19 protein-coding genes and 2 riboswitches are annotated in these 17,981 nt (G+C 40.7%); of the genes, 5 read left to right on the forward strand and 14 right to left on the reverse strand.

Annotated features, from left to right (window positions below; translation table 11 throughout):
* The first annotated feature begins 24 nt into the window (after window positions 1-24).
* Complete coding sequence (gene kinD, locus C6Y07_RS12315; RefSeq protein WP_060596119.1) at window positions 25-1,530, forward strand: sporulation kinase KinD; 1,506 nt, start codon at window positions 25-27, stop codon at window positions 1,528-1,530.
* Window positions 1,531-1,576: 46 nt separating this feature from the next.
* On the opposite strand, the gene C6Y07_RS12320 is transcribed toward kinD, so the two are convergent.
* From C6Y07_RS12320 to C6Y07_RS12345, 6 genes are all read right to left on the reverse strand, one after another.
* The gene (locus C6Y07_RS12320) at window positions 1,577-1,819 is read right to left on the reverse strand and encodes an aspartyl-phosphate phosphatase Spo0E family protein (protein WP_034662891.1); all 243 of its coding nucleotides are present in this window, start codon (window positions 1,817-1,819) and stop codon (window positions 1,577-1,579) included.
* Window positions 1,820-2,120: 301 nt separating this feature from the next.
* Window positions 2,121-2,651, reverse strand: a complete 531-nt coding sequence (locus C6Y07_RS12325) for a 1,2-dihydroxy-3-keto-5-methylthiopentene dioxygenase (RefSeq protein WP_060596118.1) — start codon at window positions 2,649-2,651, stop codon at window positions 2,121-2,123.
* A gap of 16 nt (window positions 2,652-2,667) precedes the next feature.
* Entirely contained in the window at window positions 2,668-3,306 is a 639-nt protein-coding gene (locus tag C6Y07_RS12330) for a methylthioribulose 1-phosphate dehydratase (RefSeq protein WP_060596117.1), read from the reverse strand.
* Entirely contained in the window at window positions 3,270-3,965 is a 696-nt protein-coding gene (locus tag C6Y07_RS12335) for a 2-hydroxy-3-keto-5-methylthiopentenyl-1-phosphate phosphatase (RefSeq protein ID WP_106047715.1), read from the reverse strand. Before C6Y07_RS12335 ends, C6Y07_RS12330 begins: the two co-directional genes overlap by 37 nt.
* Window positions 3,966-5,216, reverse strand: coding sequence for a 2,3-diketo-5-methylthiopentyl-1-phosphate enolase (mtnW, locus tag C6Y07_RS12340; RefSeq protein ID WP_181185450.1), 1,251 nt, complete (start codon window positions 5,214-5,216; stop codon window positions 3,966-3,968). It lies immediately after the preceding gene.
* A gap of 71 nt (window positions 5,217-5,287) precedes the next feature.
* Window positions 5,288-5,389: riboswitch (SAM riboswitch) on the reverse strand.
* A 44-nt stretch (window positions 5,390-5,433) separates the two neighbouring features.
* On the reverse strand, window positions 5,434-6,624 hold the full coding sequence (locus C6Y07_RS12345) for a pyridoxal phosphate-dependent aminotransferase (RefSeq protein WP_106071539.1): 1,191 nt from the start codon (window positions 6,622-6,624) through the stop codon (window positions 5,434-5,436).
* A 163-nt stretch (window positions 6,625-6,787) separates the two neighbouring features.
* Window positions 6,788-6,946, forward strand: a riboswitch (SAM riboswitch).
* Between the two features lie 79 nt (window positions 6,947-7,025).
* Here C6Y07_RS12345 and mtnK point away from each other — a divergent pair.
* Both mtnK and mtnA read left to right on the forward strand, forming a co-directional pair.
* Window positions 7,026-8,219, forward strand: a complete 1,194-nt coding sequence (gene mtnK / locus C6Y07_RS12350) for an S-methyl-5-thioribose kinase (RefSeq protein ID WP_106156766.1) — start codon at window positions 7,026-7,028, stop codon at window positions 8,217-8,219.
* Between the two features lie 6 nt (window positions 8,220-8,225).
* The gene (gene mtnA, locus C6Y07_RS12355; RefSeq protein ID WP_106038807.1) at window positions 8,226-9,287 is read left to right on the forward strand and encodes an S-methyl-5-thioribose-1-phosphate isomerase; all 1,062 of its coding nucleotides are present in this window, start codon (window positions 8,226-8,228) and stop codon (window positions 9,285-9,287) included.
* 25 nt (window positions 9,288-9,312) lie between these two features.
* On the opposite strand, the gene C6Y07_RS19230 is transcribed toward mtnA, so the two are convergent.
* The 3 genes from C6Y07_RS19230 to C6Y07_RS12365 form a co-directional block, all read right to left on the reverse strand.
* Window positions 9,313-9,447: a hypothetical protein gene (locus C6Y07_RS19230; RefSeq protein WP_262417168.1), complete on the reverse strand. Its 135-nt coding sequence runs from the start codon at window positions 9,445-9,447 to the stop codon at window positions 9,313-9,315.
* Window positions 9,448-9,538: 91 nt separating this feature from the next.
* On the reverse strand, window positions 9,539-10,030 hold the full coding sequence (locus tag C6Y07_RS12360; RefSeq protein ID WP_066030983.1) for a methylated-DNA--[protein]-cysteine S-methyltransferase: 492 nt from the start codon (window positions 10,028-10,030) through the stop codon (window positions 9,539-9,541).
* Window position 10,031: 1 nt separating this feature from the next.
* Window positions 10,032-12,227 (reverse strand): PAS domain-containing sensor histidine kinase, encoded by a 2,196-nt coding sequence (locus tag C6Y07_RS12365; protein ID WP_060596110.1) that lies wholly within the window; start codon window positions 12,225-12,227, stop codon window positions 10,032-10,034.
* 292 nt (window positions 12,228-12,519) lie between these two features.
* Between C6Y07_RS12365 and C6Y07_RS12370 the strand changes: the two genes are divergently transcribed.
* Window positions 12,520-13,539: an acyltransferase family protein gene (locus tag C6Y07_RS12370; RefSeq protein WP_106072266.1), complete on the forward strand. Its 1,020-nt coding sequence runs from the start codon at window positions 12,520-12,522 to the stop codon at window positions 13,537-13,539.
* Window positions 13,540-13,566: 27 nt separating this feature from the next.
* On the opposite strand, the gene C6Y07_RS12375 is transcribed toward C6Y07_RS12370, so the two are convergent.
* The 5 genes from C6Y07_RS12375 to htpX form a co-directional block, all read right to left on the reverse strand.
* Window positions 13,567-13,749 carry a hypothetical protein gene (locus C6Y07_RS12375; RefSeq protein ID WP_034662925.1) on the reverse strand — a complete coding sequence of 61 codons (183 nt, stop codon included), beginning with the start codon at window positions 13,747-13,749 and terminating at the stop codon, window positions 13,567-13,569.
* On the reverse strand, window positions 13,742-13,906 hold the full coding sequence (locus C6Y07_RS18960; RefSeq protein ID WP_012009727.1) for a hypothetical protein: 165 nt from the start codon (window positions 13,904-13,906) through the stop codon (window positions 13,742-13,744). Before C6Y07_RS18960 ends, C6Y07_RS12375 begins: the two co-directional genes overlap by 8 nt.
* Window positions 13,907-13,912: 6 nt before the next feature.
* A complete protein-coding gene (locus C6Y07_RS12380) occupies window positions 13,913-14,431 on the reverse strand; it encodes a DUF421 domain-containing protein (protein ID WP_034662926.1) in 519 nt (172 codons plus the stop codon).
* A 97-nt stretch (window positions 14,432-14,528) separates the two neighbouring features.
* Entirely contained in the window at window positions 14,529-15,875 is a 1,347-nt protein-coding gene (locus C6Y07_RS12385; protein WP_081311421.1) for a TrkH family potassium uptake protein, read from the reverse strand.
* A 143-nt stretch (window positions 15,876-16,018) separates the two neighbouring features.
* Window positions 16,019-16,918 carry a protease HtpX gene (gene htpX / locus C6Y07_RS12390; RefSeq protein ID WP_034662931.1) on the reverse strand — a complete coding sequence of 300 codons (900 nt, stop codon included), beginning with the start codon at window positions 16,916-16,918 and terminating at the stop codon, window positions 16,019-16,021.
* 280 nt (window positions 16,919-17,198) lie between these two features.
* Between htpX and C6Y07_RS12395 the strand changes: the two genes are divergently transcribed.
* Window positions 17,199-17,927 (forward strand): DUF1836 domain-containing protein, encoded by a 729-nt coding sequence (locus tag C6Y07_RS12395; protein WP_060596106.1) that lies wholly within the window; start codon window positions 17,199-17,201, stop codon window positions 17,925-17,927.
* The last annotated feature ends 54 nt before the right edge of the window (window positions 17,928-17,981 follow it).

The raw sequence follows: 17,981 nt of genomic DNA on the forward strand, positions 1-17,981 counted from the left end.
GGTAATACGTTGGAGCGATGAATGATGAGTATACTGAAAGGGTTTTGGAAGAAGATCAGGCTGTACCTTATTTTGGTCATGATTCCAACCCTAATCATTAGTTATTTTATCTACGAAAAAGAAACGGAAAAAATCGACTTAAAAAACAAACAAACTGCTACACTTATGTTAAATATTCACAAAAACCAAATGAATTATTTAATTAGTGAAACAGAAGCGAGATTAACTTCACTTGCCATGGGATTTGACCAGCCTCTTGAGACAAAAAAAGTACAAAACATCCTAGAGAAAATCTATAAACAAGAACCTCGTTTTTCAGGTCTGTATCTCCTAGACAAAAAAGGAAATGTATCAGTAAGCACCACACCGTTAAAGGAAAAAATCAACCTGTCATTTAGAGATTACTTTAAGCGCATTCAAGTGACCAAGCAGACGGTGATCACAGATAACTATGTGAGCCGAATTACAAAACAGCGGATTCTCTCCATTTGCGTGCCTGTGCTAGATGAAAATGAAGAAGTCACCAATGTGCTAGTCGCCGCCATTCAAATTGATTATTTAAGAAATATTATGAATGTATTGAACCCTGATCTTCATTTTAAGATGCTGAATCAAAATGGACATGTGGTGTTTACAAGTGGTCCGCAGCCAGCATCAGAAAATGGCAGCACCGTGTCTACATATTTAGATGAAAACAGCTGGAAGCTGGAGGTCTTTCCGCAGCGCGCGTCTACAGGTGAAGTGCTGTCTGTTATGCTGATCCCTTTATCCAGTGCTTTTATTTTATTAAATATTTTATTCACACTTGTTCAATATATCATTTTAAGGCGTCAAACCCAGCAGGAGCGTCACCAAAATGAAGCGCAAAAGCTTGAATTAATCGGAACCCTCGCAGCAAGTACGGCACACGAAATTCGCAACCCATTAACAGGGATCAGCGGATTTATACAGCTTTTGCAAAAGAAGTATCATTCAGAAGAAGATCAGCTCTATTTTTCTGTCATTGAAGAAGAAATTAAACGAATCAACCAAATCGTCAGTGAGTTTCTTGTATTAGGGAAACCAACGGCAGAAAAATGGCAGAATAACTCTGTAAAAGAAATTGTAAGTGAGATCATGCCGATCGTTTTCTCTGAGGCGAACCTTTATAATGTTGAGGTTGATTTGCAAATTAATACGATTCAAGATGTTGGGGTATATTGCACAAAGGATCACATTAAACAAGTCGTATTAAATGTAGCGAAGAACTCGTTAGAAGCGATGCCAAATGGCGGTCATTTGAAGATTTTGATTGAGGCTGAAAAAGAACATGTCATCATTAAAGTGAAAGATACGGGTGAAGGCATACCAGAAGAAATGTTAAAGCATATCTTCCTTCCTTTTATTACGTCGAAGGAAAAAGGTACAGGTCTTGGGCTTGTCGTGTGTAAACGAATTATTTCGATGTATGGCGGGACAATTGATATTCAAAGCGAAGTGAATAAAGGAACAACCGTCATGATCATGCTTCCTTCTGCTCACTCAGCATAGTTGAAACATTCAGCCGGTTTTGCTTAGGCAAGACCGGTTTTTCATGTCAATAAGAAGGGCGGTTCACAGATAGAAGACTCATTTGAGATACAAGATCATGAAAGGAGGGGGCAGATTGTTTCTCATGAAAAAGGAGATACTGATACTCATTCATCAGGTTGTCTAGTTCTTGACTATATTTAATTGTCGTCTCACCAGTGTAGCCTTCCGCTTGAGCAGCTTCTACCATCTGTTTTCTCTTCTCATCAATGGACATCAGCAATTGTTCTTTCCTTACATAAATATTCATGATCTCAGCTCCCGCAATGAATTCGACTGTCTATGCTCAAAATGATCCGACACCAAAATTATACTTTATTTGTAAATTAAATTAAATATGCTTATTTTATTTAATTTTTTACAGCCTAAAGACCTCTTACCCAATCTAATTTGGGGGTAAACTTCAAATTTGGACAGGACTGACACATGGATTAAACAGAATTTTATCCTATGCAGAAGATCAAAATCAACTATTTTCTTTCTCATTTTATGCCTATTTTCCTAAAAAAAAGCTGATCATCCGCCTCATGCGGAATGATCAGCTCCTGTCATTAAACCGTTTCTTCCTCGTAAATTGGCACCCAGCCCTCAGTTGTGACAAATATGCGAACTGCGACCACTTTGCGATCCTCTTGAAGTGTAAAGTAGTGGCGAATATGTGGCGGGACAGAAATTAAATCGCCTGGATTCAGTCTCACATCAAAAAAGACGCCATCCTTACCCTGAATGGCAAAGATTCCATGCCCGCTTACAATAAAACGTACTTCGTCATCTGTATGATGATGCTCACGCTTAAAATTTTGGAGCAGCTCATCTAGATTTGGTGTGGCGTCAGATAATGAAATCACATCCTGCGCTTTGTACCCTCGTTTTTCAGATATACGCTGGATTTCCTTTTGAAAAACAGTCAAAATCTCTTCCTTTTCCTCATCTGTTAAATCATACTTTTCTGATAACCGGTTTGGCAGCTTTGCAATATCCCAATGTTCATAAATGACCCCTTGCTTTTCTAAATATGCTGCTACCTCTTGCTCGTTTTCAAGTAATGTGTTTTCTTCGTTATGAATCAAAATCGTCGCCATGTGCTTTTCCTCCTTTTTATCTGACAAGCTGCTTTTGATAAAGCGTTAATTTTAAGTGGTAGCTAAATAAAAATTCATACGCCTCTAATACTCGTTTTGCTTCAAAGGCTGTTTTTCCCCAGACAGTGATGCCGTGATTTCGAATGAGCACCGCACCTGATTCTGACTCTTCAGTGAGATGCTTTGCAAATTGTGCTGCAAGATGCGGAATATGGGCTGGATTTTCAATAATCGGTATCGACACTTCTGCATCCTCTTCCCAGTAACCAAGCGCCTTGATGATTTCGTTTCCTTTCAAACGAACCTCGCCCTTACCCCCATACAGCTCAGACATCACATTATTATCGATTGTATGGACATGGAGGCAGCAACCTGCTTTCGTCCGCTCATACACGTATGTGTGAAGCAGTGTTTCGGCTGAAGGTCTAAGCTGTTCGTTCGGATCATCAGGCTTGCCTGCTGCGTTCACTAAAACAAAATCTTCATCCGTTTCTTTTCGTTTATCTTTACCGCTTGCCGTCACCAAAAACGTGATTGGATCATCCGACACCTTGATCGATAAATTGCCGCTTGTTCCGTAAAACCAGTCTCTTTGTGCCAGTTCACGTTTGACGTCTGCTAGCTCCTGCCAGCGCTTGCTCTTTGCGTCTGCCATTCCTTCACTTCCTTTATTTGTTCAAATTGCGCTTTAAGATCAATAAATGTTTCATACTCTTTATATACAACCCCAAGCTCCTTACATTCATTCAGCAAGTAGTCGCGCGCAAATGTGAGATCCGCATGCTTTGCTGCCTCCACATCGGTGACTGAATCTCCGATCATGATGATGAAGTCCTTCTCATGGGTCAGCTCTCGAATGATTGACGGCTTGCAGCATCCGCAGCCATTTTGACATTGCGAATCGCAGACATGCGGCCATTCAATCTGAATATGATCTTCCCCAAATGAGGCATGATTGCAATAAATATTGTCTCTGCCCACAATGCCCTCGAGTATGGGATAGACAAAAAAGTCCATCCCGCCGCTTAGCACATAGAAAGGAATATCAGCCTTTTTCACATAATCAACAAATTGCTTGAATCCTTCTCGAATCTCTGTATCTTCTAAAATAAACGACTGAATAGCTTCTTTTTGATCACTCGTCAGTAATTGAAACATCTGCCCGACGCCTTCTTGAATGGTGATCTCCTTTGTGAGAACATCATCCTTCAGCTTCGTCCATTCACTTGGTGCAAAGTGTTTCATGATGCGAATGATATTATCATTTTTTGTAATTGTTCCATCAAAATCACAACATACAATTGGTTTTTTCATTTATTCTGCTACCCTTCCCCATAGTTCAAGTGCTGCTTTTAAGTCTTGGCAAGAAGCTGCCTTCTCTTGGATCGACTCTCCATGTATCACCGCATCAATGATCGATCGAAATGCTTTCCCTCCACCGATGGCTCCACGCGGATGTCCGTGAATTCCTCCACCAGCATTAATCACATGATCGAGTCCAAAATCTTTAATCAATACTGGAACCATTCCAGGATGAATGCCTGCTGACGGGACTGGGAACGTTTTTTGAACCAAATCCTCTTTTACACAAGCTTCATAGATTCCAAAGGCATCTTTTTTCGGAAGTGCGACCGACCCATAAGGTGAGGGAAAAAGACTCAAATCAGCGCCAGCATATCGATTTAATTTACCTAAAAGAAGAGAATGCGAAAATCCATATTCAGGCGATGATGTCAAAGCGCCGCTTACTGCGGGATGGGCCATAATAGGCAATGGAATATCTGGATCCTCAGCTAAGCTTTGCATGACATCTAGTCCGTAGGCAAAGACATTGAATAAGAGTGCATCCGCTCCAAGTTCAGCTGCCTTTCTTGCTCGATCCTTCAGTTCAAAGGTTCTGCCTGTTAAATTAACGGCATATAACGTTCGGTGCCCTGTCTCTTCATATGTTTCTTTTAATATCTTTTTTCCTTCTTTGATTCGTTCTTCAAAAGGGGCTAGCGGGCTCTCAAATAAAATTTCATCGTCTTTGATAAAGTCAACGCCGCCTAATGCTTGTAAACGGAGCTGCTCTTTTAAATCCGCCATATCACGGCCAATGACACCTTTAAAAATACTCATCAACAACGGACGATCAAACACGCCTGCTTTTTTGCGTATGCCATCAATTCCAAATACCGGTCCTGGCAGGCTTCTTTTAAATCTATCCGAGAATTGTATGTCGACTAGCTTCACTTTTCCATCAAGTGAAAGCTTTCCAAAGATCGTCGTCAAAACGGCCGGTATATCAGCTGAAAAGTTAGCCTCAGGATAAGCAATGGTCACCTCAGATTGATATACGCCATTTTCGGCTGAAGCAACCTTTTCTGATACTTTTTCTACCCGCCCTTTATGTTTTTGAAGCTGCTCCTTTTTGAGCTGCGGCAAATCTGTCCATGATCCCACTGTTAAACCAAGTGCGATCTGCTCCGCTTTTCGGTTCACTTGTTCATCCTCTCGATGTGTTAATACGTATGTTGCCAGTAATTCACTCACTAGGAATCCCCTTTCAATTTCGTCATGCATATGGTCAATAAAAAACCTCTTCAAGTGCTTTGTCAGCGCCTTAAAGAGGTTGTTTCGTGTCATTCATCCGAATCTTATCTCTCAGCGCTTGCTGCAAGAATTAGCACCGTGCTTCATGGAAGTCGGTTGCCGGGCTTCATTGGGCTAGTCCCTCTGCCTACTCTTGATAAGAATATTCAATTTTCTTAAATATTGTCTGAATTATCGCACCATTTTTTTATGTTGTCAATGGCTTATTTTCAAACAGATTCAAGGCAGCGATACGCCGAGCGGCTTCTTGTAACCGCTCCTCACTTGTTAAAAGCCCAACTCTCACATACCCTTCACCGTGAGTACCAAACCCATTCCCCGGAGCCACAACAACATGTGCTTTCTCTAATAATACGTCAGAAAAAGATTCAGATGTATATCCTTCTGGCACCTTTAGCCAAGCAAAAAATGACCCTTTTGGTGCTGTGACCTCCCAGCCAATGTCCTTGCAGGCAGCAATCCACACATTTCGCCTTTTCTCATATCGATCATTTTGCACCTGTACGCACGTTTGGTCGCTTAATAGGGCTTCCGCTGCTGCATCTTGAGTTGCTTTAAACAGTGAGACAAACAGATGATCCTGATAAAGCTCGATCGCTTCAATAACAGACGGATTTCCTGCTGCAAAACCTACTCTCCAGCCGGCCATATTATACGTTTTAGATAATGTGTAAATTTCAATACCCGTCTCTTTCGCTCCATCTGTTTGCAAAAAGCTGATCGGCTTTTTCCCATCAAACCCAATGCCGCCATAGGCAAAATCATGGACAACACAGAGTTTGTGATCTTTCGCAAACGTAACGGTTTCTTCAAAAAATGCACGACTTGCCGTGGCACCTGTCGGATTGTTAGGATAATTTAAATACATCAACTTTGCTTTTTTCTTATCATTCTCAGGCAATCGATCATAGTCAGGTAAAAAATCATTTTGTTCAAGAAGCGGCATCGTCACCATCTGAGCTCCAGCAAGCACGGCACCTGACCAATAATCAGGGTAACCAGGGTCTGGGACAAGGAGTGTATCTCCAGGATTCAGCAGGCATTGCGGCAGCTCAACAAGTCCCGCTTTCCCGCCAAATAAAATCGCAATCTCCTTCATCGGATCAAGCGTGACACCATATTCTCTTTCATAAAAGGCGGCGGCAGCCTTTTTTAATTTCGCTGTTCCGCGGAATGACGAGTATTGATGATTTTCAGGTTTTAATACCGCTTCCTGCATGGCTTTTACAATATGCGAAGGGGTTGGCTGATCAGGATTTCCCTGCCCTAAATTAATGATATCTGCCCCTTCCTGCATCTTTTTCTGCACCTTTTGGACAAGAGACGCAAAAAATTGTTTCGGTAATTGTTTCAATACATCTGATTGCTGGAATTCCATTTCTTCACCTTCTATTCAAGTTACGTAACAATACAAACACTGTAATGGATTGTTTTATGAATTGTAAAGCAATTTTGAAAAAAGATTGACATGTGAAGCGCAGCTCTGATAATATCTTGAATTAAGAAATGCAAACAGACACGAAATAATTACATATTGATTTCTCTTATCGAGAGTTGGGCGAGGGATTTGGCCTTTTGACCCCAACAGCAACCGACCGTTAATACCACTGTGAAGTGGGGCGCAGCAAGTAAGCGCCAAGACAATTGTCTTATAGGGCACGGTGCTAATTCCATCAGACGTATGTGCTGAGAGATAAGAGAGGCTTTGAGCATACACGCCATCAAGCCTCTTTCTCTCAGGAGAAAGAGGCTTTTTTATATGATTTGGAGGGATAGCAATTGGTTACACTTACGGCATCATATGAAGAATTAACAGAAAGCTCGGCAGTTGCACTCGCAATTAGACTTGGCTTGATCCAAGAAAGCAGTCATTTGACATGTACGGAAATCGGTGACGGGAATTTAAATTACGTCTTTCATATTTTTGATCACAAACAAGAAAAAGGATTGATCATCAAACAGGCCCTGCCCTATGCCAAGGTGGTCGGAGAGAGCTGGCCGCTTACATTAGACCGTGCGAGAATTGAAAGTGCTGCCCTGATCAAGCAGTCAGAATATACGCCGCACCTTGTACCTGCAGTCTATTATTCAGATACAGCTCTTGCTGTGACGGCAATGGAGGATCTATCACACCTGGAAATCGTCAGAAAAGGGCTAATTGCCGGAAAACAATATCCGCATTTATCCGATCATGTAGGAGTATTTTTAGGAAAAACACTTTTTTACACTTCTGACTTTGCCACAAATCCTAAAATCAAAAAACAATTTGTGAAGCAATTTACGAATCCGGACCTTTGTGACATTACTGAAAAACTCGTCTTCACAGATCCTTTCTTTGATAGCGGCACAAATGATTTCGAAGAAGAATTAAGAGAAGCTGCCGAAGCGCTTTGGGCAGATCTTGAAGTGCAGGCCAAAGCAGCCGAACTGAAGCGTATTTTCCTGACATCTGCTGAAACACTCGTTCATGGAGATCTTCATACAGGCAGTATTTTTGCAAATGAGACGGAAACAAAAATCATTGATCCAGAATTCGCCTTTTACGGTCCCTTTGGATTCGATATTGGCCACTTTATCGCTAACCTGTTCCTGAATGCTTTGTCTCGTGAGAATGAACACGATCAGCAGCACCTTTTTGACCATGTCATCAATGTATGGGCGACATTCAAAGAAGTGTTCGCAAAAGCTTGGAAAGAAGACAGCATTGAAGCATTTAGTGTATCTGACAGTTTTTTAGCAACAACCTTTGACCGTATTTTAAAAGAAGCGGCAGGCTTTGCGGGCTGTGAGCTTGTCCGCCGAACAATCGGCCTTGCTCATGCCGCTGATCTCGATGCGATTCCATCACCATCTAGAAGGATTCAGCAGAAAAAAGCAGCACTAACGCTCGGAAAAACAATGATCAAACAATATCATGCAGTGGAAGCAGCGTCTGACCTCGTCGCATTATTCCATCAATCTGTAAAGGAGTGACGGGTTTTGTCTAAAGAATTTGAAGTCCCCCGTTCTGTCGAATGGGAAGAAAACCATATTAACATTTTGAATCAGCAAAAATTACCGGCCGAAACTGAGTTTGAGCATTTATATACAAAAGAAGACGTGTATGATGCCATTGTCACGTTAAAAGTGCGGGGAGCACCTGCCATTGGCATTACAGCAGCTTTTGGACTGGCGCTCAGTGCCCAAGACATTGAGACAGAAGAAATTGATGTTTTTAAACAAGAAGTCATTCAGATAAAAGAATATTTAAACAGTGCTCGTCCAACCGCTGTGAATTTAGCCTGGGCTTTAGAGCGATTATTGCAGCGCATTGAGCGTGCAGCTTCGGTCAATGCAGCCAAAACAGACCTTGTCCATGAAGCCATTCAAATTCAAATTGAAGATGAAGAAACATGCAGACAAATCGGTCAAAATGCACTCCAGCTCTTTAAATCGGGTGATCGTATTATGACCATTTGCAATGCAGGCTCCATCGCCACAAGCCGGTACGGAACAGCCCTTGCTCCATTTTATTTAGCCAAAAAGAAAAATCTCGATCTTCACATTTATGCCTGTGAAACACGCCCTGTTCTTCAAGGGGCTAGGCTGACAACATGGGAACTCATGCAAGGCGGCGTAGATGTGACGCTCATCACAGATAACATGGCAGCCCATACGATGAAAGAAAAGAAAATTTCTGCTGTCATTGTCGGAGCTGATCGTATTGCCCGTAATGGAGATACGGCGAATAAGATTGGAACGTTAAGTCTCGCCATTTTAGCTAAGCATTTTCAAATTCCGTTTTTTATAGCTGCACCGCTTTCCACCTTTGATGTATCAACCCAAGACGGGGCAGATATTCCAATTGAAGAGCGCGATCCGCTGGAAGTAAAGGAATTAAACGGCGTCCAAATTGCACCGCCTGATGTTCAGGTATTCAATCCCGCCTTTGATGTCACTCCTCACCATCTCATTTCAGGTATCATTACAGAGAAAGGGATTATCACATCGAACTATACAGAAGAGATTGATGCTCTGTTCGCTGAAAACATCTCACTCTGATCATAAAAAAAGCGCCGTGTACTTATTATTTAAGAGCACCGCGCTTTTTTATTTCATTCGTTTTTGCTAAGATTTCTTTTTTCTGTTCTTCTGTCAAAACGTTCATTTTGACACATAGTGATGTGACGGCATACATTTTATTTTTTTTGCCCCAAAACATTCCCTAGCGCCCTCCTTTTTCCCTCAACCAACTTTTTTAGCTTAATAAAAGGATATGTCGCTTGACAAACATTTGGAACAGGTCAATCGATTTATTTTTGAACAAATGGGATACCTTCTAATTCTAGCAGGACCGCTTTCATGTCTGTTTTTGTTCCTGCATAGCCCGTCAGAGAGCGGTCTTTTCCAATCACTCTGTGACAGGGAATAAAAATAGGTAATGCATTGCGTCTGTTCGCTTGTCCAATCGCTCTTACAGCTTTTGGGTTGCCAATCGCTTCTGCAATGTCTGCATAGCTTTTTGATTCACCATATGGAATAGTCGAAAGTGCTTCCCACACCTGCTCTTGAAACGGAGATCCCTTTTGCTTGAGCGGGAGATCGAATACTTGGCGCTCTCCCTTGAAATATTCATCTAGCTGCTTTTTCGCTTCTTGTAATACAGGCGTTTCTTCTTCTTTTAGATCGGCTTTCTGCTTTTTTACTAAAAATGGCTCATCATCAAACATCACCTCGATGATGGCATCGTCTTTTTCTAGTATGTATAATGCCCCAATTGGTGCGTGATAGACGGTATAATACACGTTAGTGCTCTCCTTCTTGTTTCTTCTGCCTCAGTGGAAGCGTGAGATGGAAGACGGTTCCTACCCCTTCCTCACTTTCTACCTCAATCGTTCCTTGATGCTCTTCAATAATTTTATAACTAACCATTAAGCCAAGTCCAGTTCCTCTTTCTTTTGTCGTATAAAATGGTTCCCCTAGACGCTTGAGCTTGTCCTCTGCCATTCCGCAGCCTTCATCCCGCAGTGAAATGACAATATGCTCTTCGCCCTTCCGCTGAATGCTCACATAGACATTTCCTTTTCTCGGCATGACTTCAATTGCATTTTTTAAAATGTTAATAAAGACCTGTTTTAATTGGTTTTGTTCACAATAAATGAGCGGAATCTCATCCAACACATTGAGATGCATTTGAACGTTGCCGAGGTTCGCCTGTGCGTGCAAAAGATCCATCGTGTCTTTCATAATTTGCACCACATTTTTTTCTTCATATACGATGGCTTGCGGTTTCGCTAAAATCAAAAATTCGGTGATGATGGATTCAATTCTTTTCAGCTCAGATGTGATGACATTGAAATAGAGCGAATACTCCCCTTCTATATTCCCTTTTAACAGCTGAATGAAGCCTTTTAATGCTGTCATCGGGTTTCTAATTTCATGCGCAATTCCAGCGGCAAGCTCTCCCACCACATGAAGGGTATCTGATTTTCTCACCCGCTCTTCTAATTCCTTCCGCTCTGTCACATCTCTAAAGATCGCCAAATTCATATTATGAATAATGTTGCGTTTAAAAGAGAATTCCAATATACGCTGATCTGGATGGTTCAGCACAAACGGAACTTCATTGTCCATTTCATCTAACGACATCGCCTGAGCAGGCTGTGCCAAATGTTCAATTTGATAAGGCGCAAGGATATGGAAAAGGTTCATTTCCGTTAAATGATCGTCTTTCAATCCGAGCAGCTCGCTTGCGGATGGATTGACTTCGATAATGCGGTACTGGTTATCAAAAAGAACAATGCCGTCCATTGATCCATTAAATACTTTACGGAATTTGAGCTCACTTTCGCGCAGCTCCTCTTCCATTCTTTTTCGATCACTCACATTACGTAAAATGGTTAAGTGCTGTCCTTCTAATACCGCATGCTTTGATGTAAACTCGAGCTCTTTAAACTGACCATTTGCCATTCTGAACAACAGCTCTTCCCTTATTTCATGATTCCGAATATAACGTCTTCTAGTCGGCCTATATCTCTGATCAGATTTCACGAGAAAGTCTGTGAGTTTCTTGCCAATCAGTGAGTGCATAGGCAATTCAAAAATTCGGCAGGCTGATTCATTGGCTCTCACAATCTCTCCATCATCTGCCCATATGATGATCGCATCCATTGCATTTTCGAAAATTTCTCTAAAGCGTTCCTCACTTTTTAACAGCTTTTCTTCCATTAACCTTTTTTCTGTAATATCCCGCATGATGGACATATAAAAACCGCTCATGACATTTGATGTAATGGTGAGCTCGAATAATTTTTGCTGGCCAGATTGAAGGGTAACGGGAAGCTCTCCCTTGGCTTTCCCTGTTTCTTTAAGTGACGTTAAAAGGTGCTGCAAGGCTGGAAGATTTTCATCTTCGACAAATTCATTTAAATAACGATCGGTTAAATCGGTCTTTTGCAGCTCAAAGCTCTGACAAAAAGAGTGATTGGCGTCGATCATGCAGCCATCCTGATCAAAAATGACCATCCCGTCAATGGCTCGGTCAAACAAATCTTTGAACAGCTGCTCATTCATGGAGCGTTCTCGTTCTAGTATTTTCTTTGAGGAAATATCTCGCATGACCACGATATATTGCTGATTCACGACGTCATGCTCTGCGACAAATTCAATGTATTTTGTTTCCCCGTTTTCAAGCTGAATGGAGATTTCTCTTCTTAACTTTCCTTTTCGAAAAAATAAATCAAGGGAGCATTCAATTTTGTCTTTCGGGATGCCGTATAGGAAATCTAGAACGGATTTATTGAGGAGGTCTTCTTTCGATGTCTGTACAAGCCTGCATGTCGCTTCGTTGGCTTGGATAATATTGAGGTGCTGATCAAATATGAAAATGGCATCTAACGTCTTATTTAACAGCCTCTTTTGCTGCATCAACTCTGTTCGCAAATATTCGTTCTCTTTTTCTAATTTTCTGATATCTTCTGCGCCATCGAGCGTTTCAGTCATTCTCTTACACTCCTTTTCCAGCCTCATTCCTCTACAATATTTCTACAATATTTTCATTGTTCCTTCATTCGACTCATAAAAAAAAATAACTTTTTACACGAAGACTGTCTCATTTATTTCATTTGGATGACAGGATCGAACTGCGATTCTCTTTTCTTACGCTTCTTTTACAACCGTTCTACAATTTCACATCAAATAGCGAAATGAGCCAAAATGTATTTTAAAATGGGGCAAATACGGGAACAGTGCACAGAGACATTTATGTTTGAAATCAAGCAGGAAAGGTGATGTTATGGTATCTTCACGAGATAGTTATTTTGATAATGCGAAATTTCTTCTGATTTTTCTAGTTGTTTTTGGTCATTTGTTACGATCATTCATTCATGATAATGATTGGATGCTCTATTTATACAAGTTTATTTATACTTTTCATATGCCCGCCTTTATCTTGGTTTCCGGCTTCTTTGCAAAAGGCTTTAGAAAGCCAGGTTTTATGAAAAAAGTCGCCGTTAAGCTGATCATCCCATATTTAATTTTTCAGGTGATCTATTCAGTTTACTATTATCTCTTGCAGGATCAAAGCATGGCCAATTTAAATCCAATTGATCCGCAATGGTCTTTATGGTTTTTAATTAGTTTATTTTTTTGGAATTTGCTGCTCATTCCTTTTTCTAAACTTCCGTTTCACTGGGCGATGATCGTCAGTTTGTCGATTGCGTTACTTGTCGGTTACGTGGACAGCATCAGCAATACGCTCAGCTTATCGCGTACGTTTGTGTTTTTGCCGATGTTTTTAGCTGGCTTCTATTTAAAAAAGCAGCATTTTGAATTCATCCGTACAAGCAAAGGAAAGCTGGCAGCACTTCTTGTATTAATGGCTGTATTTTTATTTTGCTATTTCTATGAATTTGATTATTCCTTCTTATTTGGATCACAGTCATATGCTTCTCTTGGAGATGAGGGATTGATTGCGGCAATGAAACGAATGGCATGGTACATGCTTGCATTTGGCGCTACATTCAGCTTCTTTGCATTAGTGCCAACACGCCGTTTCTTCTTTACAAAATGGGGCACAAGAACGTTATATGTGTATTTACTACATGGCTTTGTGATCAAGCTGCTTAGAACGACTTGGTTTGACGACTGGGCCCTGAATGCAGCAAGTGTACTGATGTTATTGCTGCTGACCATTCTGTTAACCTTTACCCTGTCTAGCACCTTTGTTAAAAACGTTGCACAGCCAGTGATTGAGCTCAAAATGAACAATCTTTTGCGTACAATCACCGGCAGGCAAGGCAGTTATATCAAATAAAAAACGATCCCGCGAGGATCGTTTTTTCTATTTTTCATCCATGTGTCCATTGTGACATTCAGCATCTTTCTTAGGTTTTACAAGAGTATCAATCCATTTGCTGCTGTTGATATCTCCAAGCTCACTGCCAAATTCCTCTTCTAAGATATCTGGGTCCATTGGCCTCTTATGGTCTTTCATGTCCTTGCTCTTCACATGCTTTTTAGTCACGAGATCCTCCCCCTTGTTTCCCTTTGTGAGAATTTCGGTTTGCCTGACGATCTCTTGATTGTTCATCAAATTGGGTTTGTCCTTGATCATGTGCCATGCTTTCTGTCGGTGTCATATTATTTGTCAGTGCTTCATTTTTCGCTGCTTTTCTTTTCATCTGAAATCAGTCCTTTTTTAACATATTTAGTTCTTCTCTTAATTGGTCTAGGAGTTCCTTCATTTGTTTGACCGTCACGGGCTTTTCTTCTGGCTTTAACTCATAGCCAATTTGTCCATTGGCTTCTAGGGTGGCTTTTTTGAGACAGCTGATGTCTGTGATGCCTTGCTGCTTTAAGCGCATTTTGAATTCATCCCTTGTGAGCCTCGTTTTCTTCAGCTTGTGATCAAGCATTTCTCCATCCTGCAAAATGACCACAGATTTCCCTGAAACCAATTTTTCAAAGAAATCAGATTGGATAGACAATTTTTCCATGATGACGAGTGCAATGATAAATGTAGCAGCGGCATAAATCGTTTCAAGTAAATTGTGCTCAATAAAGGGTTGGATAATAATCGATCCGATTGAAATCATGATCACTGTTTGTTGAACAGTTAATTGACTAATGGATTTAGGCCCTGCTATTCTCAGCAGCAAGGTACCAACTAGCAGCATGACAATTGCTTTCCATATTACATCCAGCACGTCTCGTTCACCTCTTACCTATAGATTGCGAACATCTCGCGTGATTTAGCCAGTTAGATAATGGAAATAAAAAAACAGCATTCGCTCGGAATGCTGTTTAGCCGATGATGACACGCTCTTTCGGATAATGGTAATTCGCTTCGCTTTCTCTTCGGCCAATTAAGTACAAGAAGCTTGGAATGCCGATCCGTCCAATAAACATGACCATCATAATGATACACTTACCGAAAACAGAGAGCTCAGAGGTAATCCCTAGTGATAGCCCTGTTGTTCCAAATGCAGAACAGACTTCAAATAAATTTTGAAGAAGCGTATTTTGCTCGGATAAGGTTAATAAGAATGTAGCGCCAAACACCAATATAAAGGCCATCATCGTCACCATTAGAGATTTGTTTATATCCGCTTGATGCAGCTCTCTTTTGAAGATTTTAATGGACTTATTTCCCCGAGCAAAATGAAACAGTGCGAGTAAATTAAGGGCAAAGGTGGTTGTCCGAATTCCGCCCCCAACCGAGCTTGGAGATGCCCCGATAAACATGAGCAGACATAAAAATAACAGCGTCGGTTCTGTCAATTGAGTAATATCTAATGTGGAAAGTCCACCACTTCTTGTGGCGGTCGATTGGAACAATGAATAAAACAAAACTTCGTGCCAGCTCTTCCCTAAAAACGTAAACCGGGCTTCAAGGGCATAAATCCCAATAGCGCCAACAATGACTAAGCTGCCAAACGTAATCGTTGTTATTTTTGTAAACAATGAGAACGATGCGTGCTTTCGGTCCTGATTAAATAAGTAATCCTTTACTTCTACGAGGACAGGAAAGCCAATCGCTCCAAAGATGATCAGCAGCATCGTAATAAATTGGACAAAATAATCATCTTTGTAAGGGATGAGCGAGTTCCCTGTAATATCAAAGCCCCCATTGGTGGTCGCACTAATACTTGAGAAGAAGCCATGTAAGAATGCTGCCTGCACATCGTAATATTTGAGAAAATACATGCTTAAAATCAGACCGCCTACAAACTCAATGAGCAAAATTAAATATAAGACCTGCTTCATTAATTTCACAATTCCTGATAAATTGCTCTGGTTTTGATCTGCCATGATGAGCTTTCTTTCTTTAATCCCGATCCTTTTTCGCATGACAATCCACACAAAGGTACCGAGCGTCATAATGCCGATACCTCCGATTTGCAGGACAAACGCAAGGATCCACATACCTGCCACACTAAATGTTTGGGAGGTATCAACAACGGTGAGTCCTGTGACACTTACCGCACTCACTGCCGTAAATAATGCATCGATAAATGTCCACTTCACCCCATCTTGATGAGCGACTGGCAAACTTAGAAGAATAAATGAGACGGTCACAGCGAGAAAATAATAAAGGGCAATCAGCTGGAAAGCCGATAGCCGGTCAATTAGCTTTTTAATTGGGTTCATTGTCATTCCTTCTTTTAACTTTCATTTTTCAATACTTATCATTTTAATGAAAAGAGACATGATTTTAAAGGTATTTTATGCTTTATTTACTTTTTCATCAAAAAAGAAAAGACATCCTGTAACAGAATGTCTTTTCGTCTCTCTTATTTTGCTTCTAGTCTTCTGATTCTTTCGTTTAAATCAGGGTGTGTGGAGAAAAGAGAAGCTTTTCGTTTACCACTGATTTTAAGCGTAGCAACTGCTGTTTGATCATCATCTTTGATTCTTGACGTATACGCCTCAAGTGAGCGAAGCGCATGAATCATTTTATCTTTACCGGCAAGGTCAGCTCCGCCGCGGTCTGCATGGAATTCACGGTGTCTAGAATATGCAAACACGACAAGGCTTCCTAAGATAGAGAAAATGATTTGGAAAACAATCACTGCGATAAAATGAACAATCGGCACAAGCTCTTCACGCGGAACAAAGCGGCTTGCGATCCATGCCGCAATTCTTGAAAGGAAGACAACGAACGTGTTGACGATCCCTTGAAGCAGCGTCATTGTCACCATATCACCGTTCGCAACGTGAGCAACTTCGTGAGCGATTACACCTTCAACTGCTGCATCATCCATTTCATGAAGCAATCCAGTGGAAACCGCAACAAGTGATCTTCTCTTAGAAGGACCTGTCGCAAAAGCATTTACTTCAGATGATTGATAAATACCAACCTCAGGCATTTTAGAAAGGCCTGCTGCTCTTGATAATCTGTGCACGCGGTCAACAAGCTGCTGCTCATCATATGTTAATGAATCCTTTTCAGGGTTTAACACGCGCACACCCATCATCATTTTTGCCATCCAGCGAGACATTGCAAGTGACATGAACGAGCCAACAAAACCAACAACTGCACTGAATACTAGCAATGCCACAAAATTAATTCCACCATCTGCTCCTATATAAGAACCAACACCAGTTGCTGCACTAATAACCGATAGTACAATACCAATCGTAGTGATAACAAGAATGTTCGTTAATATAAACAGAAATATTCTTTTACCCATACATAACCTCCGCTGTCATATTAAGTTCATTTGAACTTATTAATAAAATTATAAAAATAAACGTCTCAAATTGCAAGGAAAAAGGAATCATTACTTATGTTTATCATAACGGCTTAAGCCCCGTCACTTCAATATTTACGACATTTGCTACAGCTGAAAAGTGAACAAATTGTGACGCCGCTTTCTGGATTTTAGTTTATTTTGCATTTTCATCAAAAAGAGATTATGATGTTGAATTAGATCAATTATGACGTTTTTGACGTACAAACGAGGTGGAATAATGGGTGCTTTTAAATTAACGAGAATTGACATGACAAGTCTTCTCTATTCTCTAAAAGGAGAGGGAGATCTGACTCCGCTTCAGCTATTAAATTTATCTGTAAAAAAAGACAAACATCACGAACATGACGAGCTAAAAATCCCTTCTTTTTTTGAGAGGCTTGAACGTCGGAAACACAAATCAGAGCATGGACTCTCCACAAATGAAATTGTAGAATTAGGAAACCTATGCGAACTGACTTCTCTTAAATCGACAGCGATTCAAAACTGGATCAAACGTGATATTAAAGATATGATTGGCCACCCTGAGCTTGGAAAGAAGTACTCAATTGATCAGGTCGTTATTTTATTAATTGTTAGAGATTTAAAATCAGTTTTTGACTTTGATGCCATCCGTACCATCTTATCTGCCTTATTTAACACAATTACGGATCGAACTGATGATATTATTAGTCCACTGCGCTTTTATGAAGCATATGCGCATGTCCTTGATTTTATTTATCATCATACTCATTTTCCGTTAAAAGAAACAAACTTACGGGAAATCACAGAGGAACAGACAGATAAGCTCCGTGAAGAATTTTCTGAATTGACACAGCACCAATGGCATTTGATCAAAGGCATTATCAGTTCAACCGTTTTTTCTGTCTTTACTTCACACTTGCAAAGTACGGCACAAGAAATGATGTTTCATACACTGCAGCATCAGGATAAAGAAGAACCGAGGTGAATCATCACCTCGGTTTTTTGTGCAGCAATTGCCAGCATAATTGTACGCTGTTTT

Source organism: Bacillus sp. LNXM12-1 (assembly GCF_003004375.1).
GTDB lineage: Bacteria > Bacillota > Bacilli > Bacillales > Bacillaceae > Bacillus.

Bases quoted from the DNA above. Each gene is read 5' to 3' on its own strand.
- kinD (WP_060596119.1), top strand. From the start codon at position 25: ATGAGTATACTGAAAGGGTTTTGGAAGAAGATCAGGCTGTACCTTATT.
- C6Y07_RS12320 (WP_034662891.1), bottom strand. From the start codon at position 1,819: ATGAATATTTATGTAAGGAAAGAACAATTGCTGATGTCCATTGATGAG.
- C6Y07_RS12325 (WP_060596118.1), bottom strand. From the start codon at position 2,651: ATGGCGACGATTTTGATTCATAACGAAGAAAACACATTACTTGAAAAC.
- C6Y07_RS12330 (WP_060596117.1), bottom strand. From the start codon at position 3,306: ATGGCAGACGCAAAGAGCAAGCGCTGGCAGGAGCTAGCAGACGTCAAA.
- C6Y07_RS12335 (WP_106047715.1), bottom strand. From the start codon at position 3,965: ATGAAAAAACCAATTGTATGTTGTGATTTTGATGGAACAATTACAAAA.
- mtnW (WP_181185450.1), bottom strand. From the start codon at position 5,216: ATGCATGACGAAATTGAAAGGGGATTCCTAGTGAGTGAATTACTGGCA.
- C6Y07_RS12345 (WP_106071539.1), bottom strand. From the start codon at position 6,624: ATGGAATTCCAGCAATCAGATGTATTGAAACAATTACCGAAACAATTT.
- C6Y07_RS19230 (WP_262417168.1), bottom strand. From the start codon at position 9,447: ATGTTTTGGGGCAAAAAAAATAAAATGTATGCCGTCACATCACTATGT.
- C6Y07_RS12365 (WP_060596110.1), bottom strand. From the start codon at position 12,227: ATGACTGAAACGCTCGATGGCGCAGAAGATATCAGAAAATTAGAAAAA.
- C6Y07_RS12370 (WP_106072266.1), top strand. From the start codon at position 12,520: ATGGTATCTTCACGAGATAGTTATTTTGATAATGCGAAATTTCTTCTG.
- C6Y07_RS18960 (WP_012009727.1), bottom strand. From the start codon at position 13,906: ATGAAAAGAAAAGCAGCGAAAAATGAAGCACTGACAAATAATATGACA.
- C6Y07_RS12385 (WP_081311421.1), bottom strand. From the start codon at position 15,875: ATGAACCCAATTAAAAAGCTAATTGACCGGCTATCGGCTTTCCAGCTG.
- htpX (WP_034662931.1), bottom strand. From the start codon at position 16,918: ATGGGTAAAAGAATATTTCTGTTTATATTAACGAACATTCTTGTTATC.
- C6Y07_RS12395 (WP_060596106.1), top strand. From the start codon at position 17,199: ATGGGTGCTTTTAAATTAACGAGAATTGACATGACAAGTCTTCTCTAT.